The organism is Marseilla massiliensis (assembly GCF_023336985.1).
GTDB classification, from domain to species: Bacteria; Bacteroidota; Bacteroidia; order Bacteroidales; family Bacteroidaceae; genus Prevotella; species Prevotella intestinigallinarum.
In genome coordinates, this window is record NZ_JAMBLP010000002.1 from 273,639 (window position 1) to 298,353 (window position 24,715).

At 58.8% G+C, this 24,715-nt stretch carries 17 protein-coding genes; 8 read left to right on the forward strand and 9 right to left on the reverse strand.

Features of this window, described 5'->3' with window-relative positions; genetic code table 11:
- Positions 1–88: 88 nt before the first annotated feature.
- Positions 89–1,558 carry a chitobiase/beta-hexosaminidase C-terminal domain-containing protein gene (locus tag M3089_RS02415; protein WP_249081541.1) on the reverse strand — a complete coding sequence of 490 codons (1,470 nt, stop codon included), beginning with the start codon at positions 1,556–1,558 and terminating at the stop codon, positions 89–91.
- A gap of 586 nt (positions 1,559–2,144) precedes the next feature.
- On the opposite strand from M3089_RS02415, the gene M3089_RS02420 reads away from it, so the two are divergent.
- Both M3089_RS02420 and M3089_RS02425 read left to right on the forward strand, forming a co-directional pair.
- Entirely contained in the window at positions 2,145–3,803 is a 1,659-nt protein-coding gene (locus M3089_RS02420; RefSeq protein WP_249081542.1) for a sigma-70 family RNA polymerase sigma factor, read from the forward strand.
- Between the two features lie 86 nt (positions 3,804–3,889).
- Positions 3,890–4,687: a class I SAM-dependent methyltransferase gene (locus M3089_RS02425; RefSeq protein WP_249081543.1), complete on the forward strand. Its 798-nt coding sequence runs from the start codon at positions 3,890–3,892 to the stop codon at positions 4,685–4,687.
- Positions 4,688–5,892: 1,205 nt separating this feature from the next.
- Here M3089_RS02425 and polA read toward each other — a convergent pair.
- Positions 5,893–8,661 (reverse strand): DNA polymerase I, encoded by a 2,769-nt coding sequence (polA, locus tag M3089_RS02430; RefSeq protein ID WP_249081544.1) that lies wholly within the window; start codon positions 8,659–8,661, stop codon positions 5,893–5,895.
- Positions 8,662–8,746: 85 nt separating this feature from the next.
- On the opposite strand from polA, the gene M3089_RS02435 reads away from it, so the two are divergent.
- Positions 8,747–9,724, forward strand: a complete 978-nt coding sequence (locus tag M3089_RS02435) for a polyprenyl synthetase family protein (protein ID WP_205106837.1) — start codon at positions 8,747–8,749, stop codon at positions 9,722–9,724.
- 93 nt (positions 9,725–9,817) lie between these two features.
- Here the strand turns inward: M3089_RS02435 and M3089_RS02440 are convergent, their stop codons facing one another.
- The 7 genes from M3089_RS02440 to mnmG form a co-directional block, all read right to left on the reverse strand.
- Positions 9,818–10,468, reverse strand: coding sequence for a GNAT family N-acetyltransferase (locus tag M3089_RS02440; RefSeq protein WP_249081545.1), 651 nt, complete (start codon positions 10,466–10,468; stop codon positions 9,818–9,820).
- Between the two features lie 135 nt (positions 10,469–10,603).
- Positions 10,604–11,542, reverse strand: a complete 939-nt coding sequence (deoC, locus tag M3089_RS02445) for a deoxyribose-phosphate aldolase (RefSeq protein WP_205106833.1) — start codon at positions 11,540–11,542, stop codon at positions 10,604–10,606.
- Positions 11,539–11,868 (reverse strand): nucleotide pyrophosphohydrolase, encoded by a 330-nt coding sequence (locus tag M3089_RS02450; protein ID WP_205107125.1) that lies wholly within the window; start codon positions 11,866–11,868, stop codon positions 11,539–11,541. Before M3089_RS02450 ends, deoC begins: the two co-directional genes overlap by 4 nt.
- Before the next feature lie 48 nt (positions 11,869–11,916).
- Positions 11,917–12,369: a D-aminoacyl-tRNA deacylase gene (gene dtd, locus M3089_RS02455; RefSeq protein WP_205106831.1), complete on the reverse strand. Its 453-nt coding sequence runs from the start codon at positions 12,367–12,369 to the stop codon at positions 11,917–11,919.
- 877 nt (positions 12,370–13,246) lie between these two features.
- Entirely contained in the window at positions 13,247–15,121 is a 1,875-nt protein-coding gene (uvrC, locus tag M3089_RS02460) for an excinuclease ABC subunit UvrC (protein ID WP_249081546.1), read from the reverse strand.
- Positions 15,122–15,987: 866 nt separating this feature from the next.
- On the reverse strand, positions 15,988–16,518 hold the full coding sequence (locus tag M3089_RS02465) for an adenine phosphoribosyltransferase (RefSeq protein ID WP_205106827.1): 531 nt from the start codon (positions 16,516–16,518) through the stop codon (positions 15,988–15,990).
- Between the two features lie 105 nt (positions 16,519–16,623).
- Positions 16,624–18,495 carry a tRNA uridine-5-carboxymethylaminomethyl(34) synthesis enzyme MnmG gene (gene mnmG, locus M3089_RS02470; RefSeq protein ID WP_249081547.1) on the reverse strand — a complete coding sequence of 624 codons (1,872 nt, stop codon included), beginning with the start codon at positions 18,493–18,495 and terminating at the stop codon, positions 16,624–16,626.
- A gap of 379 nt (positions 18,496–18,874) precedes the next feature.
- Between mnmG and M3089_RS02475 the strand changes: the two genes are divergently transcribed.
- The 5 genes from M3089_RS02475 (at position 18,875) to M3089_RS02495 (ending at position 24,663) form a co-directional block, all read left to right on the forward strand.
- Positions 18,875–19,564: a succinate dehydrogenase/fumarate reductase cytochrome b subunit gene (locus tag M3089_RS02475; protein WP_205106823.1), complete on the forward strand. Its 690-nt coding sequence runs from the start codon at positions 18,875–18,877 to the stop codon at positions 19,562–19,564.
- Positions 19,565–19,603: 39 nt separating this feature from the next.
- Positions 19,604–21,586, forward strand: a complete 1,983-nt coding sequence (locus M3089_RS02480) for a fumarate reductase/succinate dehydrogenase flavoprotein subunit (protein WP_205106821.1) — start codon at positions 19,604–19,606, stop codon at positions 21,584–21,586.
- Between the two features lie 5 nt (positions 21,587–21,591).
- The gene (locus M3089_RS02485) at positions 21,592–22,344 is read left to right on the forward strand and encodes a succinate dehydrogenase/fumarate reductase iron-sulfur subunit (protein WP_205106819.1); all 753 of its coding nucleotides are present in this window, start codon (positions 21,592–21,594) and stop codon (positions 22,342–22,344) included.
- Between the two features lie 575 nt (positions 22,345–22,919).
- Positions 22,920–23,807, forward strand: a complete 888-nt coding sequence (locus M3089_RS02490) for a carbohydrate kinase family protein (RefSeq protein ID WP_249081549.1) — start codon at positions 22,920–22,922, stop codon at positions 23,805–23,807.
- 430 nt (positions 23,808–24,237) lie between these two features.
- Entirely contained in the window at positions 24,238–24,663 is a 426-nt protein-coding gene (locus tag M3089_RS02495; RefSeq protein ID WP_205106815.1) for an Hsp20/alpha crystallin family protein, read from the forward strand.
- The last annotated feature ends 52 nt before the right edge of the window (positions 24,664–24,715 follow it).

Consider the following 24,715-nt stretch of genomic DNA (forward strand, 5'->3'; position numbering starts at 1 on the left):
TTTCGTTTTCGGGCATGGCCCGCCCCGCAACGCCTGTGTGGCGTTGCCGGCTATGGCGGGCACAGCCTGCGGCCTGCGGGGTGTCGTGTCACTTCACGATCACCTTCTTGCCTCCGATGATGTTCAGGCCCTTCTGGGGCTTGGCCAGGCGCTGTCCGTTGAGGTTGTAAACGGCTTCCTGGGCGTTCTCGGCCTCGATGCTGCTGATGCCGCTCACTGTCTCCTCCACGGCCTTGGTCGGGAAGAGCTCCTTCACCTCGGTGCCGCTCAGCTTGGCTGAGCCGAGTATGCCGGTGATGGTGTACGTCTTGGTGTTGTCTGCTGTCGGGAACTCGATGCCGAGCTTGAACTTGTCGTACAGCATCATCTTGTTCACGCCGTCCTCGTCGGTGGCGTAGTAGTTGGTATACTTGCCCGAAACCTCCTCTGAGAGCTTCACGTTGCTTATCTCAACGAGGTCGCACATGTAGGTCTCGCCGTTGAGGTCGGCCACGGTCACCTTCTTGGCCACAGGCTCGCTGCCCTCTGTAACGGCCACTGTTGCGGCGTCGGTGCCCTCGTTGCTCACCAGCTCTGGCATGCCATTGTACGGTGAGTAGGTGCAAACGAGCGTGCCGTTGAGCATGCTTCCGGCCTTGGCTTCAATCTTGATGTTGTAGATGTCGATGGCTCCCGATGCGTCGCGCACGAAGATGTCGCTGTTGGTGTTGCCGTTGTTCTCGTAAGAGTTGTAGTAAACCACCTGGGCGTCGGTCAGCGTCAGGGCCACCAGCGTGCCGGTCTCCTGCTGCTTCACGGCTGCGATGTCAGCGCAAACCACCGGGAAGGTGTATGTCTCTGTTGCCACGCCGCTCAGTGTTCCCTTGGCGTCGGCTGCCACGGCCTTCACCGTTGTGTTCTCGCTGATGTTGAGGGGCTCGGTGTAAACGGTGCTCTCTGCGGTCGGGGTTGTGCCGTCGATGGTGTAGTGGATGGTGCAACCGGCTGCTGCGGTGAGCGTTACGGTCTGCGGGGTGGTGTAGATGCCGCCCGGAACCGAGAATGCAGGTGCCTCTACCACGGCTCCGCCCTCGTCGTTGGTTATCTCCACGGAGTTGAAGTCAAACTGTCCGGCCTTGCCTGCGCCTTCGCTTCCGTATACGGCCTTGTCGCCAACGGTGAAGTCAACCACGGCCACGGGGGCGTCGGCAGTCCAAGTCACCTGGCTGTTGTCCATGTCGTAGGTCATTGTGCCCACGCTTGGGGTGATCTCGGCCTGGCGCTTCAATCCCTGCTTTGATATGGTGAACACCATCTTCTGCATTGCATTTGTGCTGTTTACGGTGATGGTGTTCTTGGCATAAAGGCGTATGTCCTTCGACGAGCCGTTCTGTGTGGGTGCCGTCTGACCGTTGTTTTTCACTGCCGTGAAGGCGTAGTTGCCAGATTCGAGTGTGAATCCGTCATCCGTCTTGGTGATTTCCAGTGTGGTGAAGTCCACGTTCTCTACAGCTGCGTTGATGCTTCCGCACAGGAGCATGAGCAGCCCGAATAATGAAAAGCGTAAAGTTTTTACCATAATAAGTAAGTTTTAAAATGTTGTTGATGTTTGTTTGATGTTATGTCATAACCGCAGCCTTACTGCGATTCGGATTTCCAACAGTTGCCCGAGCGCAGCTAATCTTATGCAAAGATTGCGCAAGAGAGAGGCAAGTGAGCTTGCTCACAGTTGCCCGAGCGCAGCTAATCTTATGCAAAGATACGGAAAATATTTATACGTTATGCCCATTTGCTGTTTAAAATGATGTTACACATGTTTTATTTGTGTTCTTTTAGCAGGTTTATGCTTTGTTTACCAATTGGCCGTACCGGCCCGGCTCACCGTGCGTAGGTAGGGTCGGGGCGGCAAGCCCAGGCGGAGTGTCGTGCCGCGAAGGCCTGTTGCGGCATTTCCGTCATTCCAGCCAAGCCATTCCGCATACCTTTCCTGCATGCCTCCTTCCGTTTTGTCGCGGCCCAGCCATCCGCGTCTTGGGCAAAGGCGGCGTCCGCCCTGTGGGTTGGCTGCAGGCGTCTGCTTGCATATCCATGGCCGTTTTGCAACAAAAAAATCAAGAAAAATGCAATTTGTCCGCAGTATTTTCATTGGTAATATATCATAACTGATGATGGAAAGGCAAACAGATTACACGGGAGAACTGTGCCGGCTTACCGATGCCGAGTTGGTGGGTGCGTGCCTCGACGGTCGACGTGGAGCCATGGGCGAGCTATACCGACGCTACAGCGGAGCCATGTTCGAGTTGTGCAGGCGCATCACCGGCGACAGCGAGTCGGCGCGCGACGTGGTTCACGACGGCTTCATCATCGTGTTTTCGCGCCTCGACAGCCTGCGCCACACCGACCGCTTGTACGGGTGGATGGCCCGCATCATGGCAAACCTCGCCCTGAAGCAGGTGGCCGACGCCACCCGACGGTGCCGGGCCGAGGCCGCCGTGGCCGTGGGGCAGGGCGGCGACAGCACTGCCGCCGACGTGCCGCTCGATGTGCTCCTGGCCATGGTCGACCGTCTGCCGCGGGCCTACGGCCTTGTGTTCCGCCTTGCCATGCTCGACGGCCTGGGCCATGACGAGATATCGCGGCTGGTGGGCATCAAGCCCAAGTCGTCGGCCTCAAACCTCGCCCGGGCCCGGGCCATGCTCCGCCTGATGGTCGACAGGTGGCGGCGCGAGGCCGGGTTGGCCGTCGTGGCCTTGCTGGCTGTGGTGTCGGCTTTGCTCCATCGCGATACAGCCAGGCGCCCGGCGGGTTTTGCCGGTGTCCGGGTGGCTCGCCATTCCGGGGCCGTTGCCAGTCAGTTGCCGGGCGGCAGCGGGGCGAGGGTGGGGCAGGGAGCGCCCTGCCGTGGCGCCGGTGGCCGCCATTCCCGGTCGCCACAGCCCTCCGCCCAGGTTGTGGCTGTGGGTCTGCGGCCGTTGGCCCCCGCACCGATAGCAGCCGCCGTGGCGCCCGTGGAGGCCCCGGGGCAGCTTGAGCCGCGCCCTGTGCAGCCCCCACAGCCGGCGGTGGGGCATGCCGCCCCGAGGCGCACGGCCCTGTCGCTGGGCGGGTCGGCCGCCGCCATGGCCACACGGCTGCTGGCCTCGGCCGCCGGCATGGGTACCGAGGCGGGCATAGGTTCGGCCACCAGGGATGCCCTTTCCACTTGGGAGGGGCTCAACCACTTCGTCACCTATACACCGCCCGAGGGCATGGACCCGCTCGAGCGCGAGGCCCTGATGCGCATAAGCATGATGAACAGCGGCACCATCATCACCCGCCGCACATATTCCCGGCCTGTCGCCGTGGGCCTGGCCGCCAGTTGGCAGCTGTCGGGGCGGTGGGCCTTCGAGACAGGCCTGAGGCTCACGCTGATGCGCTCTGAGGCCGTCACGGGCTCTTCAGACACCACCAACATCACCCGGCGCGACAAGGCCCTCTACATCGGCGTGCCGCTCAACGCCACCTATACCATAGCCGGCAGCGGCCCGCTGCGTTTCTATGCCACAGCCGGGGTGGCTGTGGACGTGCCGGTGTGGCACACGTCGGCTGTAGACTACAACATCGACAACCGTCTCTTCTTCACCCGCCACGACGCACCGGGCCGACCCGCGGTGCAGCTGTCGGTGGGCGCCGGAGTGGGCGTGGGCTACGAGATTGCGCCCCGCGTAGAACTGTTCTTCGCCCCACGGGCCACCTACTACCTGCCTTCGGGGGGCACGCCCACGCTGTGGCAGCAGCAGAGGCTGCAACTGTCGTGGCCTGTGGGCATAAGGCTGAAATACTGACGGCGGCCGAAAATGGCGGCCCGGGCGGCGCAGTAATGCGGCCGATGGCATATCTATGTAAGTGTACAAACATTTTTCTGACAGATATGCAGGCAAGACACAACGACCGCCGGCTCTACTTCGACGAGCTGGCGCTGACGGCCGGGCGGCATTTCATGCCGTATACCGACAAGTGGAGTGGGGCGGGGCCCGGAGTGAGGGTGCTCGAGATTGGGTGTGGCGACGGCGGCAACCTGCTGCCGTGGGCGCGCCGCGGATGCAGCGTGACGGGGGTTGACATCTGCCCCGGGCGCATTGCCGACGCGCGCCGATTCTTTGCCGGCACAGGGCTTAGTGCCTCGTTCGTGTGTGCCGACGCCACGGGGCTGCAGCCGCAGGGCCGGGGCTACGACCTGATAATAGCCCACGACGTGGTGGAGCACGTGGCCGACCGCCACAGACTGATGCTCGCCGTGGGCCGGCTGCTGGCCCCCGGGGGCGTGGCCTTTGTGGCCTTCCCGGCCTGGCAGATGCCTTTCGGCGGCCACCAGCAGATAGCCCGCAGCGCGGTGTTGTCGCACCTGCCTTTTGTCCATCTGCTGCCGGCGGCTCTCTACCGCGCCCTTCTGCGGGCCTTCGGCGAGATCCGGGCCACCGAGGCCGAGCTGATGGCCATCAAGTCCACGCGCTGCACCGTCGAGGCGTTTGAGCGCTGTGCAGCCCGGGCGGGCCTGGCCGTGGCCGACCGCTGCCTGTGGCTGGTCAACCCGCATTACGAAACCAAGTTCGGCTTGCGCCCGCGCCGCCTTTGCGCCCCGCTGGCGGCCCTGCCGTGGGTGCGCAATTTCTTCAGCACCAGTTGCTGGTATTTGCTCCGCCTGCCCACTGACTGCGGGCAGCGGTAGGCTTGCTGTGGGCCGGGGCTGATGCTGTCTGGGCGTCGGCGCGGCAGCGGGGTGGGGCGGGGCTTGCTTTTTTACCATGGATTGAAGTCATTGTTGTAATATAAATTCATAGTGTAATTAACGTTGGAAGGCGCGTGCTTTGTTTTGTTTTTTATGCCATGCCCCCAAAACTGCAGTGCCCTCACTGCGGCATCTTGCCGGGTGCTTTGTTTCGCCGTGGCCCCATGCGGGTTACGGCAGGTCGAAGGTAAGTTGCCACAGCAGCGTCGTGCTGTCGCTTTGATGCTCTAATGGCTGTAAGGCTTTGGTTTCTTTATGGATACAGGAACGGTTGGTGTCGTTTCGCAATCTTAACTGTTGTTTTTGAAACACATTGTTTTCAATGTGTTTTACATCCGGTTGGCATCTGTAGCAATGCGTTTCCGTTTTTTTTGTCTTTGCGTGGCGCTATTGTGAAAATGCCTTTCCTGCTTTATGTAGGCTGCTGCATCTGGCTGCGTTGTTGCGCTTCAGGCTTGTAGGGCGAGTGCGTTTGGTGTATGTTTTTTTTAGATATAAACTGCTCACCAGATAAATCCAGGGGCTTTTAAGGAGTTTTTTTAGGAGTTCAGGAGTACAGGAGTTCAGGAGTACAGACAATAGTTGAGGATATATTTTGGTGTCAAGGAGTTAGGAAGTTAAGGGGTTAAGACAATAGTTTTGGAAACATGGGTGCCCTGGGAGCATGGGGAACGTGTTGCAGTAAGGCAGTCTGTGCTATTGTCCTCTAACTCCATAACTCCCCTAACTTCATTTAACTCCATAAATATAGCAAGAAAAACTATTGTCTTAGCTCCTTAACTCCCTGTACGCTTAAGCCCCCTATGTTTATCGGGTGTCCTCATATAAACCACCGCTGTCGTCGTGTGGTTTTGCAACATGGTTGTGTGCTGGCTGCCATGGCTTCCGATGGTGCTGGTGGTGCAGTCCGGGTTGGCTTTCGGCGTGCGTCGCCAGGCAGGGCTGATGTGGGTGTGATGGGGTGGCGTGTTGTGTCAGGGTGGCGTTTGGGCGGCGCGTGTCATCTTGGCGTACAGGTCGTTTTGCAATGCAAAACGTGCCGTATCAGAGTGTGATACGGCACGTTTCGCATTGTCGTCTGCCCCGTTTGGCCATGCCGTGCGGCAGGGTGGGGCGGCAGGCTTGCCGATGGTCGGCGTGCGGGGTCAGTGGGCCTCGAGCCAGTTGGCACCCCACCCGCAGTCGGCCACGAGTGGCACTTTCATGTCGAAGGCGCCCTGCATCTCCTCTATGACTATGCGCTCCACAATCTCTTTCTCTTCGGGCAGCACGCTGAAGTTTAGTTCGTCGTGCACCTGGAGCATCATCTTCGAGCGCACCCCCTCGCGGGCAAAGCGTTCGGCAATGCGTATCATTGCCACCTTGATTATGTCGGCAGCCGTGCCCTGTATCGGGGCGTTGATGGCGTTGCGCTCGGCGAAGCCCCGCACCGTGGCGTTGCGCGAGTTGATGTCGGGCAGATAGCGGCGGCGGTGGAACAGCGTCTCCACGTAGCCCTGCGTGCGTGCCTGCTCCTTGGCCTGCTCCATGTAGTCGCGCACGCGCGGGAATGTCTCGAAGTATCCGTCGATGAGCTGGCGCGCCTCGTCGCGGCTGATGTCGAGTCGCTCGGCCAGTCCGAACACGGTGATGCCGTAGATGATGCCGAAGTTGGCCCGCTTGGCCTTGGTGCGCTGGTCGCGCGTCACCTCGTCCATGCCCACCTTGTATATCTTGGCCGCCGTGGCTGCATGTATGTCGTGGCCCTCGCGGAAGGCCTCGATCATGTTTTCGTCGCCGCTCAGGTGGGCCATCACGCGCAGTTCTATCTGACTGTAGTCTGCTGAAAAAAACAGACAGCCTGGCTCCGGCACAAAGGCGCGGCGTATCTCCTTGCCGTCTTCGCCCCTGACGGGTATGTTCTGCAGGTTGGGGTCGCTCGACGACAGGCGGCCGGTGGCCGTGACGGTCTGGTTGAACGACGTGTGTATGTGGCCCGTGCGGGGGTTGATGAGCTTGGGCAGGGCATCGACGTAGGTGCCGAGCAGTTTTTTCAAACCCCTGTGTTCCAATATGTCGGCCACAATCTCGTGCTTGCCGCGCAGCGTCTGCAGCACCTCTTCGCTCGTCACATACTGGCCTGTCTTGGTCTTCTTGGGCTTGTCGGTTATCTTCATCTCGTCGAAGAGCACCTCGCCCACCTGCTTTGGCGACGACACGTTGAACTCGCGGCCTGCCAGGCTGTGTATGCGCAGCTCGAGGTCGTTCATTCGCTTGGTAAGAATGTTTGACGTTTCGGCCAGCGATTCCGTGTCTATCCTCACGCCGCCGAGCTCCATCGAGGCCAGCACCGGCATCAGCGGCATCTCTATGTCGGCAAAAAGCGACGATGCCCCGATGCGTTCCAGCTCGGGCTCGAGCTTGTTTTTCAGCATCAGGGTCACGTCGGCGTCTTCGGCGGCATACTCATACACCTGCTCCGGGGCGAGGTCGCGCATCGACAGTTGCTTCTTTCCCTTCGGGCCAATCAGTTCGTCGATGTGTATGGTGCGGTAGTGCAGGTAGACCTCGGCCATGAAGTCCATGTTGTGCCTGAGCTCGGGCTGGATGAGGTAGTGGGCTATCATGGTGTCGAACATGGGGCCGGCCAGCTTCACCCCGTAGGCTGCCAGCACCTCCAGGTCGTATTTAATGTTTTGCCCTATCTTCAGTATTTTCGGGTGCTCGTATAGTGGTTTGAATATGTTAACAATTGTTTGGGCTTGTTCACGTTCGGCCGGCACGGGCACATAATAAGCCTTGTGTTCCTCTACCGCGAAGCTCAAACCCACCAGTTCGGCCTCGATGGCTTGCGTAGAAGTGGTTTCCGTGTCCAGGCTGACGGCTTGTTTTGTCATGAAAAAGTCACGAATGGCGACCATATCATCCAGATTGTCAACGAGTTTATAGTCGTGTGCCACTGTTTTAATGCTGTCGTAGCTGGCGTTTTTTGGGCTTTCTTCACCGTCGGGCGTAAATTCTTCAAAGAGAGAAAGCTGCTGATTGTCGTTTTTTTGCTTGTTTTCAGTTTTTTTAATGATGCGGTTTGCGAGCGTCTTAAACTCCAGTTCGTCGTAGAGTTTCAGCAGTTTTTCCTCGTCGGGCTGTTCGGTGCGCAGTTCGTCGAGGTTGAGCTCTATCGGCACATCGGTCTTGATGGTTGCCAGAAATTTTGAAAACTCAATTTGCTTGGCGTTGTCCTCCACTTTCTTTTTCAGCGCGCCCTTCAGCCTGTCGGTGTTGGCCAGCAGGTTCTCCACAGTGCCGAACTCGGCTATCAGCTTTGCCGCCGTCTTCTCGCCGACGCCGGGGCAGCCCGGTATGTTGTCGGCCGTGTCGCCCATGAGGCCGAGCAGGTCGATTACCTCCGACGGTGCCGACAGTCCGTATTTGGCCTCCACCTCCTTGGGGCCCATCACCTCGTATCCCGCGTCGCCGTGCCTGGGCCGGTACATGCTCACCCTGTCGCCCACAAGCTGGGCGTAGTCTTTGTCGGGAGTGAGCATGTATGTGTCTACCCCGGCCTCGGCGGCCTTGGTGGCCAGCGTGCCTATCACGTCGTCGGCCTCATAGCCGGGGGCTTCGAGTATGGGTATCCTCATCGCCCGGAGTATGTCTTTTATTATGGGCACGGCCTTCTTGATGTCTTCGGGCGTGGCCTCGCGCTGCGCCTTGTACTCGGGGAAGGCCTCATGGCGGAAGGTTGGCCCGGCAGGGTCGAAGGCCACGCCTATGTGCGTGGGCCTCTCTTTGGCCAGAACTTCGTTGAGCGTATTGACAAATCCCATGATTGCCGACGTGTTCAGGCCCTTCGAGTTGATGCGGGGGCTCTTGATGAAGGCATAATATGAACGGTATATCAGCGCGTATGCGTCTAAAAGGAAGAGTTTATCCATTTTTCTTTGGTTTTTTCAGCGTAAAATTACAAAAATAATTCCTATATCCCGATAATTTCACTAATTTTGTATCAAATTTCAGAGGATGGACTATTTATCGCTGATTAGAAAGCCGATTGAGGGTGATTTGGGCGATTTCAACGCTCTTTTCGACCACTCTTTGTCGCATACAGACGGCATGCTCTCGCAGGCTCTGGCCCATATAAGGCAGAAGACCGGCAAGCGCATGCGCCCTATGCTCATACTGCTCATGGCCCGCAACTACGGCGCCGTGACCGACTCTACGCTCAATGCCGCCGTGGGCCTCGAGCTGTTGCACACCGCCAGCCTCGTGCACGACGACGTGGTCGACGAGAGTGGTGAGCGCAGGGGGCAGGCATCTCTCAATGCCACTTACAACAACAAGGTGGCTGTGCTTGTGGGCGACTACCTGCTGTCGACGGCGCTGCTACACGTGGCATACACCGGCAACAAGCAAATAGTGCAGTATCTGGCCGAACTGGGGCGCACGCTGGCCAGTGGCGAGATTCTGCAGCTGTCGAACATACGCAGCCAAGGCATCTCGGAAGACGTTTACTATCAGGTGATTAGGCAGAAAACGGCTGCCCTGTTCGAGGCTTGCTGCGCCATTGGGGCGCTCTCGGCCGGTGCCGCCGAGGCCGACATCGTGGCGGCTAAGGAGTTTGGTTGCAACCTCGGCATGATATTCCAGATACGCGATGACATTTTCGACTACTTCGAGTCGGCCGACATTGGCAAGCCCACCGGCAACGACATGGCCGAGGGCAAGCTGACTCTGCCCGTGATATATGCCTTGAACACCGTGGGCGACGAGGCCATGTTTGCCCTGGCCCGCAAGGTGAAGGAGGGCACGGTGACTGCCGATGAAATCGCCGTTTTAGTGGATTTTACCAAGAAAAACGGCGGCATTGAGTATGCCCAGAGGCGTATGGACGAGCTGCGCATGCAGTGTGATGCGTTCATACGCGGCTCGGTGGGCGACAGAGAGATAGGCGATGCACTCACGGCATACGTAGACTTCGTAATAAGGCGCACAAAATAGTGCGCCTTTTTTGTTTATCCACAAGTTTCGTGACATCGGTGCGGCTGTGTCGGTAGCCCCGTCGAGGCGCATGGCGGCTGCTGCCGCAGCCTGTCAGCGCGGCCTCATGGTGGTGAGCATCTGCCTGAACCTCAGTTGGGTAGGGGTGCCTTCAACCTTCAACTTGGGCGTGAAAGCCGCGTCGAAGGCCGCCACGTCGGCCTCATTGATGGCATAGTCCGGGCTCTCGTGGTAAGTGCCGGCGCAGCCTTTCAGCGCGCCGGGCGACAGTTCGCGCAATTGCAGCGCGTCGAAAAACATGTCGTCGGCCGTGCGTATGCCGTAAGTCTCAGCGCTGACAAAGCCCCGGTGCGAGTAGTAGGCGGGGTCGCCGCACAACACCAGGGCCGGGTGCCCCTGCATGGCAGCCAAGGCAGCCGTGCGGTCGAGCAGCATCCGGCCTATGCCGCGGCGCTGCCAGTCGGGCAATACGCCCAAGGGCCCTACGGTGACCACACCAAGCGTGCGGCCCGCGTCGGTGCGTATGCTTCCAGCCGCGCAGGCTATGGCGCCCACCACCGTGTCTCCGCATACGGCCACCGTGGCCAGCCGTGGCATGTAGTCGGGGCTTTTGCGCAGGCAGTGCAGCAGGTAATGCTCGGCTGCTCCGGGCGCGTAGACATTCCAGAATGCCTCGCGCACGGTGTTTTCCGTGGCCCGGTAGTCGCTGCTGAGCTCAGTCCTTAGAGTTATCTTGCCGTTCATCGTAGGATGCCTGTGGGGTGGGGCACGTGCCGCAAACCCGCTGCCCGGGCCGTTTTCATGCACCGGGGCATGTGGGCGGCATGGGTGTCGGCGGCCGCAGCGTGCCCTTGCCGGCAGCTGCAGCCCACCCCGTGATTAGAAGAATTTTGTTTCCTGGCCCACTATCTCGCTCAGCAGCATGTTGGCCAGGCGGCTCGTGCCGAGGCGGAACCACTGGTTGGTGAGCCATTTTTCGCCCAGGAGCTCTTTTACGATGGTGTAGTATATAAGTGCATCCATGACCGAATTGATGCCGCCAGCGGGCTTAAAACCTATCTGTATGCCCGTTTCTTCGTAGTATTCCCTGATGGCCTGGCACATCACGTAGGCCGCTTCGGGCGTGGCGGCGGGCTCGAGCTTGCCTGTCGACGTCTTTATGTAGTCGGCTCCGGCATACATTGCCAGCAGCGAGGCGCGCTTGATGTTGGCCGCCGTCTTCAGGCAGCCAGTCTCGAGAATCACTTTCATCTTCTTGTCGCCGCACACTGCCTTGAGCTCGCCAATCTCGTCGCTCACTCCCTCGTAGTCGCCGCTGAGGAACTTGCCTACGGGCATCACGATGTCAATCTCGGTTGCGCCGTCCTTGATGGCCAGCGCCGTCTCGGCAACCTTCACTTCGGGGAATGTCTGCGACGACGGGAAGCTGCCCGACACGCAGGCTATCTCTACGCCGTCTACCTCGAGCGCCTGGCTCACGGTCTCGGCAAAGCATGGATATACGCAGATGGTGGCCACGTGGGGCAGGTCGGGGTAGGCGTCGTCAAACTGGTTGACGCGCTCGGTGAAGGCCAGCACGCTCTCCTCGGAGTCGGTGGTCTTGAGCGTGGTCAGCTCGATGCTGCCCATCAGGAAGCGCTTCACCTCGGGCGTGTCGTTCTCGTGAACCTTCTCGGCGATGAGCTTTTTCACCTCTTCTTTCACCGCGTTGTCGTCGATGTCGAGGTTGTATTTGTCGAGTGCCTCTTCGTATTTGCTTTTCTTCGGGGCCTCGCCGTGGTGGCTGTGGCCGTGTTCGTTGTGTATTGAATCAGTCATTGCTTGGTCAGTTTTTCGTTGTTTTTATGCCTGTCTTTGTCTCTTTCTGTTTTCTTTGCAATGTTCTTGCGCAGCTCCTCGGTAAGGTCTACGCCCGTCTGGTTGGCCAGGCAGAGCAACACCCAGAGCACGTCGGCCATCTCGTCGCCCAGGTTGTGGGGCTCGCCGGCCTTGAAGCTCTGGTCGCCATAGGTGCGCGCAATGACGCGGGCCAGTTCGCCCACTTCCTCGGTGAGCACGGCCATGTTGGTCAGTTCCGAGAAATAGCGCACGCCGTAGGTGCGTATCCATTCGTCGACGGCCTGTTGGGCCTGTCTTATTGTCATCTCTTCCATGTGTCGTCTCGCTTTAGCCTGTTGTCGACGGAGCTGCCGTCACTCCTTGTTCTTGGTGTCCATGCAGATGGTTACTGGCCCGTCGTTTACCAGCTCCACCTTCATGTCGGCGCCAAACTCGCCCGTGGCCACCGGCCGCCCCGTGGCCTCGGCCATGAGGGCGCAGAAGCGTTGGTAGAGCGGTATGGCTATGTCGTGGCCGGCGGCGCGTATCCACGAGGGGCGGTTGCCCTTTTTGTACGACGCCATCAGCGTAAACTGGCTCACCACCATCACCTCGCCGCCAGTCTCGGTTATGGGCAGGTTCATCACGCCGTCGGCATCGTCGAACACCCTCAGCGCCGCAATCTTCCTTACCAGCCACTCGGCGTCTTCCTCGGTGTCGTCGTGGCATACGCCGAGCAGCACCACGAAGCCCGGGCCTATGGCCGACTTCACCTTGCCGTCGATTGTCACCGATGCGCGGCTCACGCGCTGTATCACTGTCCTCATAATTCTGTTTGTGTGGCTTTTGCTATGCAAAGATAATGTTTTTCGGTCGAATCACAAAATATTGCCGACTGTTTTTGGCCTCTGGCCGGCCCGGTGGAGTGGAGCGTCCGTTGCCATCATTGCGCGCAGGATAAGCAAGCGTGGAGGCATCTGTGCCGTTTGGCCCGGCAACGAGGGCCGTTCTGATGCGCGGTATGGCCTGTTTGACAGTGCAAAACGGCATGTTTCACGTGAAGCAATCGTGCGGTTCTGAGAGCGTTGCGGGCCACCTCTTTGTGCGGGTTGCATTGGATAAAGAGTGTACTAACGTGCAACTAATTGTGTGTCAGGATGTTATGCGACACCCGATAAACATAGGGGGCTTAAGCGTACAGGGAGTTAAGTAGTTAAGACAATTGTTTTCATATTCTTGGGAGTTCAGGAGTACAGGAGTTCAGGAGTACAGACAATAGTTTGGATATATTTTGGAGTTAAGGAGTTAGGGGAGTAAAGGAGTTAAGACAATAGCTTTTCTTGCTATATTTGGAGTTATATGAAGTTAGGGGAGTTATATGGAGTTAGAGGACAATAGTTTAGTGTATATTTAGGAGTTAAGGAGTTAGGGGAGTAAAGGAGTTAAGACAATAGTTATGGAAACGTGGGTGCTTTGGGAGCATGGTTGCAGGAAGGCAGTCTGCGCTATTGTCCTCTAACTCCATATAACTCCCCTAACTTCATATAACTCCAAATATAGCAAGAAAAGCTATTGTCTTAACTCCTTAACTTCCTAACTTCTTAACTCCTAAAGCCCCCCCAGGATTTATCCAGTGAGCCATATTATGGGCATGATGGAAGTTGCAGCTGTGCGTGAACGGCCTTGCGGCAGCGCGTGGCGGGCCTATTGCCTCGGTGTGCCTGGCGTCGTGGTGTCGGCGTTTTCGGCCGCGCCGGCAGGGTGGAAATGGGCATGCACGGCCGCCGCCTTGGCCGGGCCGATGATGGACGAAAGCGTTGCCATGTCGGCTTCCCTGATGCGTTTCACGCTCTTCAGGCCCGCCAGCAGGGCGTCGCGCGTCTTCGGGCCTATGCCGGCAATGTCGTCGAGCTCGGAGTGCAGGGCGTGCTTTGAGCGTTTGTCGCGGTGGAAGGTGATGGCAAAGCGGTGCACCTCGTCCTGTATCTGCGTGAGCAGTCGGAACAGTTCGCTGTCGGTCTTCATGCCCACCACCACCGGCGGGAAGCCGTAGAGCAGTTCGTTGGTGCGGTGGCGGTCGTCCTTGGCCAGTCCGGCTATGGGTATGGCCAGCCGCAGCTCGTCTTCCACCACCTCGCGCACCACCTCCATCTGGCCCCGTCCGCCGTCGGTGATGATGAGGTCGGGCAGGGGTTGCTGCTCTTCGACGAGTCGCGTGTAGCGCCGGCGCACCACCTCCTTCATCGAGGCATAGTCGTCGGGGCCCGTCACCGTCTTGATGTTGTACTTTCGGTAGTCTTTTTTGCTCGGTTTCATCTTCTTGAACACCACGCATGCGGCCACGGCGTCGGTGCCCGATATGTTTGAGTTGTCGAAGCACTCAATCTGGTACGGCATCTTCGGCAGGTGCAGGGCTTCCTGTATCTCCTTCATCAGCCTCACGGCCTTTTGCTCGGGGTTGAGCTTCTCGGCCTGCTTCAGGCGGTCAAACCTGTACTGCTTGCAGTTCATCACCGACAGGTCGAGCAGCGTCTTCTTGTCGCCCCTCTGCGGCACGGTGAGCGTTATGCCTTCGAGCGAAAGGTCTATTTCAAACGGCAGAATTATCTCTTTCGACGTGCTGTGGTAGCGTTCGCGCATCTCGGCAATGCCCAGCGCCAGCAGCTCGTCGTCGCTTTCGTTGAGCTTTTTCTTGTATTCAAACGTGAACGACTGGTTGATGCTGCCCCCCGTGACGTGGATATAGTTGATGAAAGCCGTCTTTTCGTCGCTTGTTATCGAGAATACGTCAACGTTGTCGATGGTGTGGCTCACCACCTCGCTCTTTGCCACGAAGCCCGTGACGAGCATGTAGCGGCGCTTCACCTCCTCGGCCTCTTCAAAGCGCAGCTCGCCTGCAAGCCTCTCCATCTCGTCGCGCAGCATGCGCAGCAGCCCGCGCGTGTTGCCCTTCAGTATCTCGCGGGCCTCGGCAATGCCCCTCTGGTAGTCTTCATACGACTGTTTGCCCACGCATGGCGCCCCGCAGTTCTTTATGTGATACTCCAGGCAAACGCTGTATTTGTGGCGTTCTATGCCGTCTTTCGTTATCGGGAAATGGCATGTGCGCGGCTTGCAGAGCTTCTTTATCAGCTCCAGGATGGCGTTCATCGAGCCGATGTGCGAGTAGGGCCCGTAGTAGGTGCCCCACTTTTTGTTGATGGTGCGCGTCTTGAACACCCGTGGAAACATCTCGTTGGTGACGCAAATGCTCGGGTATGTCTTGCCGTCTTTCAGCAAAACGTTGTAGCGCGGGTTGTATTTCTTGATAAGGCTGTTTTCCAGCAGCAGCGCGTCTTCCTCGGTGTTTACCACCGTGTAGGATATGTCGTGAATCTTGCTCACCAGCACCTTCGTCTTGTAGCGGTCTACTTCGGTGTGGAAATACGACGACACGCGGCTCTTCAGGTTTTTGGCCTTGCCCACATAGATTATCGTTCCATGCTCGTCGTAATACTGGTAGCTGCCGGGCTTCTCCGGCAGTCGGCTTACTATGCTCTTCAAGTAGGCCAGTCTTTTCTCGTTTTCTTCTTTCGTCATCTGTCGTAAGTGCTTTGTTCTAAGATGTTTAGCGGGCTTTTGTTTCACGTGAAACTTATGGTCGCGTCCGGCCGCGGTGGGCGGGCGGGCGCCAGGCCTGGACCGTGGCTGGCGGCCCGTCCCGTGGGCTTGGCCCGGCCTGTGGCAGGCTTGCTTTTTCCTGTAGCCTTGTTTTCTGCCGCTGCCGGTGCCTTTGGTGCCTGCGCTGCGTTTTGCCCCCGGGCGTTGTCGTGGCGTGCTCAGCCCGGCCCTGTGCTCCCGCCTGTGACGTGCCGATGGCTATGCGAGGGTTGTCCAGCCCCTTGCCGCTTTGTCGTGTGCGTGCCTCTGTGTGTGGGGCGTGGCAGTGAGGATGCGGCTTTGTGCTGTTGCTGCACTGCCTGTCGGCTCCGGTGGGGCTTCGCGATGGGGCTTTTGCTGGTTTGTTCCAAGCGTCATGATGCCTTGGGATAAACATCATTGCGTTTTGTTTTAAACGTCACGATGCTTTTATTTAATCTGCACCATGCTTTGGCTTAAACATCATTGGGCTTTTGTTTTGTCTGCATGATGCTTTGGTTTGTGCGGCGTGGCGGTTTTTGCCTCGTGCCAAATAAAGCCCTGTTGCCCTTAGCCTGGTGGTGGTTTTGTTTGGCCTGTTTTTGCATAAGCGCTTTTGCCCGCGGCCCGTAGAGTGTTTCCTGCCCATTTGCCCGCGCCGTGTGGCATGTAGCCGTTGCGCGTTTCGGTATGTGGCAGAGCAGGGTGGGGCGTGGCGCCGGGCGGCGGCATCGCGCCATTTGTGCAACCTTATTATCCAAAAGCCGCCGGACAAAGGTTCTTTCGAGCCTCTTCCGGCGGTTTTTGCGTTGTCGGTCGTTTTCGTGTCACACTCTGATGAGCGTGCTTATCTCCGTCCCGGCCGGGAAGGTGCTGCGCCCGTCGAGTCCGCGGTCGTTGATTTCGATGATGAAATTGACGTAGATTTTCTTCGGTCTGAACTTCTCTACGAGGTTGAATGCGGCATGCATTGTTCCGCCGGTGGCCAGCAGGTCGTCGTGGAGCAGCACCACGTCGTCGGTCGAAATGGCGTCTTTGCTTATCTCGATGGTGTCGGTTCCGTATTCCTTCTCATAGCTTTCCTGCACCGTCTCGCCCGGCAGCTTGCCCGGTTTGCGGCAGAGCACCACTCCGGCTCCGAGCTTCATGGCGAGGGCAGAGGCCAGCACGAATCCGCGGCTTTCTATTCCTACTATCTTGGTGATGCCGTGGTCTTTGTAGATGTCGTAGAGTTCATCAACCATTATGCGCAGGCAGTCGGGGTTTCTGAACAGCGTTGTTACGTCACGGAAGATGATTCCTTCCTTCGGAAAGTCCTGAATGCACCTCAGGTTCTCCATCAGTGTTTTGTTGTTCATAATCAATGAGTTACGTATGTTTGCTTTACTTGATTGTTTCACGTGGAACTTTGTTTGCCCGGGTGCCGTCTCCGGCCGGGCGAGGGGGCTTCCGGGGCTGTGGCGTCAGCGCCCCATGAGCACCAGCATCACGTTGATGTCGCTGGGCGACACGCCCGGTATGCGGCTGGCCTGTGCCAGCGTGACGGGGTCGATGCTTTGCAGCTTCTGCCGGGCCTCGGTAGACAGCTGCTGCATCTCGGCGTAGTTGAACCGCCCTTTTATCTTTATGTCTTCAAGGCGGTGCATCTTCTCGGCCACCATCCGCTCGCGCTCTATGTATCCTTTGTATTTTATGCGAATCTCGGCGGCCTCGGCCGTCTCCTCGCGCCGGTCGGGCAGCGATTCAATCTTCTCTCTAAGCTGCGGCACTATGGCTGCCAGGGCGTCCATCGAGAGCTGCGGGCGGCCCAGCAGGTCGATGAGCTTGCAGCCTTCGCGCAGCGGGGTGGTGCCCAGGTTTTCGAGCGCCGGGTTTATTTCGAGTGGTTTCACCGAGGTTTCCTTGCATAATTTCTCGATTCCTTCGATGCCCGCTTTCTTTGCCATCCAGCGGTCGTATCTCTGCCGTGTGGCCAGTCCCATGGCGTAGGCCCTCTCGGTGAGGCGGGCGTCGGCGTCGTCTTGCCGCAGCAGTATGCGGTATTCGGCCCTCGAGGTGAACATTCGGTAGGGCTCGTCGACGCCTTTGGTCACGAGGTCGTCGATGAGCACGCCGATGTAGCTTTCGTCGCGCCGCATCACGAAGGGTTCGCCCCCGCTGCATGCCAGGGCGGCGTTGACCCCGGCCACGAGGCCCTGGCCTGCGGCCTCCTCGTAGCCCGTGGTGCCGTTCACCTGCCCGGCCAAGAACAGACCGGCCACCACCTTCGACTCGAGCGTGTGCTTGAGCTGCGTCGGGTCTAAGAAATCGTATTCTATGGCGTAGCCCGGCCGGTACACCTTCACGTCGCGCAGCGCCGGTATGTGGCGCAGCGCCTCTATCTGCGCGTCCATGGGCAGCGACGACGAGAAGCCGTTGAGGTACATCTCGTTGGTGTCGGTGCCCTCGGGCTCGAGGAAGAGCGGATGCTGGCCCTTGTCGGGAAAGGTCACGAGCTTGGTCTCTATAGACGGGCAGTAGCGCGGCCCTATGCTCCTAATCTGGCCGTTGTAGAGCGGCGAGTCGGGCAGGGCGGCCCTGAGGGCCTCGTGCACGTCGGGGTTGGTGTAGCATGTCCAGCACGGCAGCTGCGGCAGCCTGCGCCCCGTGTCCATGAAGCTGAACCTGTGGAAGTCGGCCTCGCCCTCCTGCACCTCCATGTCCTCGAAGTGCACCGAGCGCCGGTCGATCCTCACTGGCGTGCCCGTCTTCATCCTGCCGGCGCGTATGCCATGGCGCGTGATGCTCTCTGTGAGGTGGTGGGCCGCCGGTTCGGCTATCCTTCCGCCCTCCACCTGCCTTCGGCCGATGTGCATGAGTCCGTTGAGGAAGGTGCCTGCGGTGATGACCACGCTGCCTGCCAGCAGCTCGGCCCCCCATATCGTGCGCACGCCCCTGGCCCGTCGGCCCTCGACGATGAGCTCGGTGGCCTGGTCTTGCCAGATGTCGAGGCCCGGCGTAGAGTCGAGGGCCTGCCTCCACCGCCAGATGAACCGCCCCCTGTCGCACTGCGCCCTGGGGCTCCACACGGCCGGCCCCTTGCTGCGGTTGAGCATCCGGAACTGTATGGCCGTGGCGTCGGTGATGATGCCCATCTGCCCGCCGAGCGCGTCGACCTCGCGCACTATCTGCCCCTTGGCAATCCCGCCGACGGCAGGGTTGCAGCTCATCTGCGCAATCTTGTTCATGTCCATGGTCACGAGGCAGGTGCTCGCGCCCATGCGTGCGGCGGCCGAGGCGGCCTCGCATCCGGCGTGGCCGCCACCGATCACAATAACGTCGTAGTTCAGTGTCATCTCTTGCTTGCTTCGTTTGCGGGGCTGCCTGCCTGTCCCGGGTGCTCCCGGGTTGTCTGCGGCAGCGTCGACGGCATGTCGCGTGGGCGCCAACGGCCGTTGCCGGCAGGCGCTCCGTATGTCGCGAGGCCGGCTTGCCAACCCCCGTGCCTGATAAAGTACGGCGCAAAATTAAGAATAAAAATTGATTTTTTGCCCAGAAATACTTTGATTAATCATTAATTTATAGTAATTTTGCGGTCTAAAATAAGTAGATGTTTACCTATTATCAAGTAGCGGTACTCATGGGCCGACAGTGAATGGACGGCTGGCTGCGGTCATGCGGCAGGATGGAATATTTTTTATTTCTAACAGTTAAATAATTTAATTTCAATCATTTATGTGGTTAATCAATTCATCTATCGGTAGAAAGGTGGTGATGTCGGTTACCGGCGTCGCGCTTATTCTATTCCTGACATTCCACATGTCAATGAACATCGTGGCCCTCTTCTCGGGAGAAGGCTACAACATGGTTTGTGAGTTCCTGGGCGCCAACTGGTACGCTCTTGTGGCCACAGTGGCTCTGGCAGCCCTGGCCATCATCCACATCGTCTACGCCTTCATGCTGACGATGCAGAACCTCAAGGCCCGCGGAGGCGAGCGCTACGCCGTCACCACGCGCCCCGCCAAGGTTGAGTGGGCTTCGCAGAACATGCTTGTGCTGGGCATCATCGTGCTGCTCGGCCTGCTGCTCCACCTGTTCAACTTCTGGTACAACATGATGTTCGCCGAGCTCACAGGCATCAGCGTGGCACACGACCCGGCCGACGGCTTCGCCTACATCGTGGACACGTTTGCCAACCCTGTTTACGTTGTGCTCTACATCGTGTGGATTGTCGCCATCTGGTTCCACCTCTCCCACGGATTCTGGAGCGCCATGCAGACCTTCGGATGGAACGGCAAGGTGTGGTTCACCCGCTGGAAGGTCATCGGCCTCGTTTATTCCACCCTGCTCATGCTGGGATTCCTCGTCGTGGTGCTCGCGTTCGCCTTCGGCATAGCCCCCAGCCTGTGTGGCGTATGTTATTAAAATCTTAAATCATAAATCACATTCATAATTCCAAAGGTTATGGCTAAACAATTAGATTCAAGGATTCCTGAAGGCCCCGTGGCCGAGAAATGGACCAACTATAAGGCTCACCAGCGCCTGGTGAACCCCAAGAACAAGCTGAAGCTCGACGTCATCGTGGTGGGCACGGGCCTGGCCGGCGCCAGCGCAGCCGCCTCGCTCGGCGAGATGGGCTTCAACGTGCTGAACTTCTGCATACAAGACTCACCGCGCCGCGCGCACTCCATAGCTGCACAGGGAGGAATAAACGCAGCCAAGAACTACCAGAACGACGGCGACTCGGTTTACCGCCTGTTCTACGACACCGTGAAGGGCGGCGACTACCGCGCCCGCGAGGCCAACGTTTACCGCCTGGCCGAGGTGTCTAACAACATCATCGACCAGTGCGTGGCCCAGGGCGTGCCCTTCGCCCGCGAGTACGGCGGCATGCTCGCCAACCGCTCGTTCGGCGGAGCCCAGGTGTCGCGCACGTTCTACGCCAAGGGCCAGACGGGCCAGCAGCTGCTCCTCGGGGCCTACTCGGCGCTGAGCTGCCAGATACACGCCGGCCGCGTGAAGCTCTACACGCGCTATGAGATGGAAGACGTGGTGGTTGTCGACGGGCGCGCACGCGGCATCATCGCCAAGAACCTCGTCAGCGGAAAGCTCGAGCGCTTCTCGGCCAACGCCGTGGTGATAGCCACCGGAGGATACGGCAACACCTACTTCCTGTCGACAAACGCCATGGGCTGCAACTGCTCGGCAGCCATGGCATGCTACCGCAAGGGCGCATACTTCGCCAACCCGTCATACGTGCAGATACACCCCACCTGCATACCCGTGCACGGCGACAAGCAGTCGAAGCTCACGCTCATGTCAGAGTCGCTGCGCAACGACGGCCGCATCTGGGTGCCCAAGAAGATTGAAGACGCCAAGGCACTGCAGGCAGGCACCAAGAAGGGCAGCGACATCCCTGAGGAAGACCGCGACTACTACCTCGAGCGCCGCTACCCGGCATTCGGCAACCTCGTGCCCCGCGACGTGGCCAGCCGCGCAGCCAAGGAGCGCTGCGACAAGGGCTTCGGCGTGAACAACACCGGACGCGCCGTGTTCCTCGACTTCTCCGAGAGCATCGAGCGCCTGGGCATCGACGTGGTGCTGCAGCGCTACGGCAACCTCTTCGACATGTATGAGGAGATAACCGACGTCAACCCCGGAGAGCTGGCCAACGAAATCAACGGCGTGAAGTACTACAACCCGATGATGATATACCCCGCCATACACTACACCATGGGAGGCATCTGGGTGGACTACGAGCTCATGACCACCATACCGGGCCTCTTCGCCATCGGCGAGTGCAACTTCTCTGACCACGGCGCCAACCGCCTCGGTGCATCGGCCCTCATGCAGGGACTGGCCGACGGCTACTTCGTGCTGCCGTACACTATACAGAACTACCTGGCCGACCAGAAGATATGGCCGCGCCTGAGCACCGACCTGCCCGAGTTCGCAGAGGCCGAGAAGGCCGTAGGCGCCGAGATAGACCGCCTCATGGGCATCCACGGCAAGCGCTCGGTAGACTCCATACACAAGGAGCTGGGCCACATCATGTGGGAGTACGTGGGCATGGGCCGCACGGCCGAGGGCCTGAAGACCGGACTCGACAAGATAAAGAAGCTGCGCAAGGAGTTCGAAACCAACCTCTTCATACCCGGAACCAAGGAAGGGCTCAACACCGAGCTCGACAAGGCCATACACCTGCGCGACTTCATCACCATGGGCGAGCTCATCGCATACGACGCGCTGTCGCGCAACGAGTCGTGCGGAGGCCACTTCCGCGAGGAGTACCAGACCGAGGAGGGCGAGGCCAAGCGCGACGACGAGAACTACTTCTACGTGGGCTGCTGGGAGTACCAGGGCAGCGACGAGAAGGCCCCCGAGCTCATCAAGGAGCCGCTGGAGTATGAGGCAATAAAAGTACAAACGAGAAATTATAAGGACTAATAGATATGGCAAACATTTCATTCACCCTGAGATTCTGGCGCCAGAACGGCCCCAAGGCCGAGGGTCACTTCGACACACGCGAGATGAAGGACATACCCGACGACACCTCCTTCCTCGAGATGCTCGACATTCTCAACGAGCAGCTCATCGAAGAGGGCAAGGAGCCGTTCGTCTTCGACCACGACTGCCGCGAGGGTATATGCGGCATGTGCTCCCTGTACATCAACGGCCACCCGCACGGCCCCAACACAGGCGCCACGACATGCCAGCTGTACATGCGCAAGTTCCACGACGGCGACGTCATCACCGTAGAGCCGTGGCGCTCGGCGGCGTTCCCCGTCATCAAGGACTGCATGGTTGACCGCTCCGCGTTCGACAAGATAATACAGGCCGGGGGATACGTCACCGTGCGCACAGGGCAGCCGCAAGACGCCAACGCCATCCTCATACCGAAGGAAGACGCCGACGAGGCCATGGACTGCGCCACGTGCATCGGCTGCGGCGCATGTGTGGCAGCATGCAAGAACGGCTCGGCAATGCTCTTCGTCAGCTCAAAGGTGAGCCAGCTCGCACTGCTGCCCCAGGGACGCCCCGAGGCCGCAAAGCGCGTAAAGGCCATGATAATGAAGATGGAGGAGCTGGGCTTCGGCAACTGCACCAACACCCGCGCATGCGAGGCCGAGTGCCCGAAGAACGAGTCGATTGCCAACATCGCCCGCCTGAACCGCGAGTTCATCAAGGCCAAGCTGGCCGACTGATTGGCTGTGTCGAGCCATAATGCAGGCAATCAATAATTTACTTTGATAATGTCTTTTTACGGCCCCGCCGAGCAGAGATGCCCAGCGGGGCTTTTCCGTGCCCTCAACCCAGGGGCGGTGACTGCAGCGTGCGCCGCCACCCTATGCCAGTCCTGTCTCTGAGGCCAGGGCCCGGGGCCGTTGCCCGGGGCGGCCTGCCGCACGGCCTGCTGCAGCAACCGTCCGTCCGCACGGCCGCAGAGGCCGTTTCCGCGCCACGTGGGGCGCTTTCTGCCGCCGCCCGGCCAATGCGCCACGCGGCCCGTTCCGCGCCGCCGTATGGCCCGTTTCAAGCCTCCCTGCGGCCCGTTTTGCACCCTTCCGCCAGTTGTCGCCTAAAAACGGTTTGCCTCTGATTGAGCGTTGTGTTTGAAAAAATATTTATAAGTTTGCATGCGCTTTCAGCACCGGATGCGGAATTAGGCAAGATATGCCGTGAATGAAGACCTCTTTTCTGATGTTGTGCCCCGTATTTTCGTGGTTTGCGCCTTCGTGTCCGGGCTTTGGTTGGGATGTTTTAAAAAATGATATAAGGAATGGATAGATCAGACAATTTCATCGTGGGGCTCGGCGAGGCACTGTGGGATGTGCTTCCCGACGGCAAGAAGCTCGGCGGGGCGCCGGCCAACTTTGCTTACCACACGAGCCAGTTTGGCTTCAACTCTATGGCCGTGAGCGCCGTTGGCGACGACAGGCTGGGCGACGAGACCCTGGCCGCCCTCGACAGCCGTGGGCTTGTCTACAGCATGGCGCGCGTGCCTTATCCCACGGGTACGGTGACGGTGACGCTCGACGCCAACGGCATACCGGCATACGACATACGCGAGAACGTGGCTTGGGACAACATTCCGTTTACGCCCGAGCTGGCCGACGTGGCAGCCAACTGCCGTGCGGTGTGCTGGGGGTCGCTTGCGCAGCGAAACGTGGTGTCGCGCGAGACGATAAACCGTTTTCTCGACGCCATGCCCGACGGCGGCGGGCGGCTTAAGATATTCGATGTCAACCTGAGGCAGCACTTCTATTCTGCCGAGGTGCTGAGCGACTCTTTTCGCCGCTGCAACGTGCTGAAGATAAACGACGAGGAGCTGGTGGCCATTGGCAGGCTGTTCGGATACCCAGGCCTTGACATGCAGGGCAAGTGCAGGCTGATGCTCGGCAAGTACAATCTTGACATGCTTGTGCTTACCTGTGGCGTCAATGGCAGCTATGTGTTTACGCCTGGGCATGTGTCGTTTCAGGCCACGCCGCGCGTGGAGGTGGTTGACACTGTGGGGGCAGGCGACTCGTTTACGGGGGCGTTCTGCGCCGCCATGCTGCGCGGCATGGCTGTGGAAGAGGCCCACAAGGTGGCTGTGGATGTATCGGCATATGTGTGCACTCAAAGCGGAGCTATGCCGAAGCTGCCGGAGAAGGTGATTGGCTGAGAGAGCTGGGAGGACTGGGAGTGCTGGGAGTTCTGGGAGTGCTGGGAGTTCTGGGAGCTCTGGGAGCTCTGGGAGTACTGGGAGTTCTGGGAGAGCTGGGAGTTCTGGGAGAGCTGAGAGCTCTGAACTGTAGAATTGTTGTGGCAGTACTCTCAGTACTCCCAGAACTCCCAGTCCTCTCAGCTCTCCCAGCCCTCCCAGTCTTCTTGTCACCAAAGCTTAATTATTTTAATCTTTGCTGACTATTTGTCATTGTTTGTCGGGGTTTGGCGTGTTTTTGTCGGGTGGCACGTTAGTTGCACTTACGTTATCGGGAGTTGCGAGCAAAAGCGAGGGCTTCCAGCAGGCCGAGGGGCCGGGCCGTATGGTTGGGCTGCCGGGGCCGCTACATTAACAATAAAGGACAAAACAAAAAATAGGAGGATTGATTATGTTACCAGTATTGAACAGAAACTCATGGATACCTGATGTGTTCAGTGATTTCTTTGACACCGACTTCATGCCGCGCACCAAGGCTACGGCACCGGCCATCAACGTGAAGGAGACCGACAAGGCTTACGTGGTTGAGGTGGCTGCGCCGGGATTGAAGAAGGAAGACTTTGAGGTCAACATCGACGATGACGGCAACCTGCACATCAAGATGGAGAGCAAGGCCGAGAAAAAGGATGAGGACAAGAAGGAGCACTACCTGCGCCGTGAGTTCGCTTACAGCAAGTATGAGCAGACGCTGCTGTTGCCCGACGACGTGGTGAAGGACAAGGTGGCTGCGCATGTCGACAATGGCGTGCTTACCATCGACCTGCCTAAATGCGAGGAGGCTGCCAAGAAGGCCTGCCGCAAGATTGAGATTGGTTGACGCCATGGCCTTTTGGCCTGAGCCATGATGGTAAGGCGTGGTTTTCTTGACT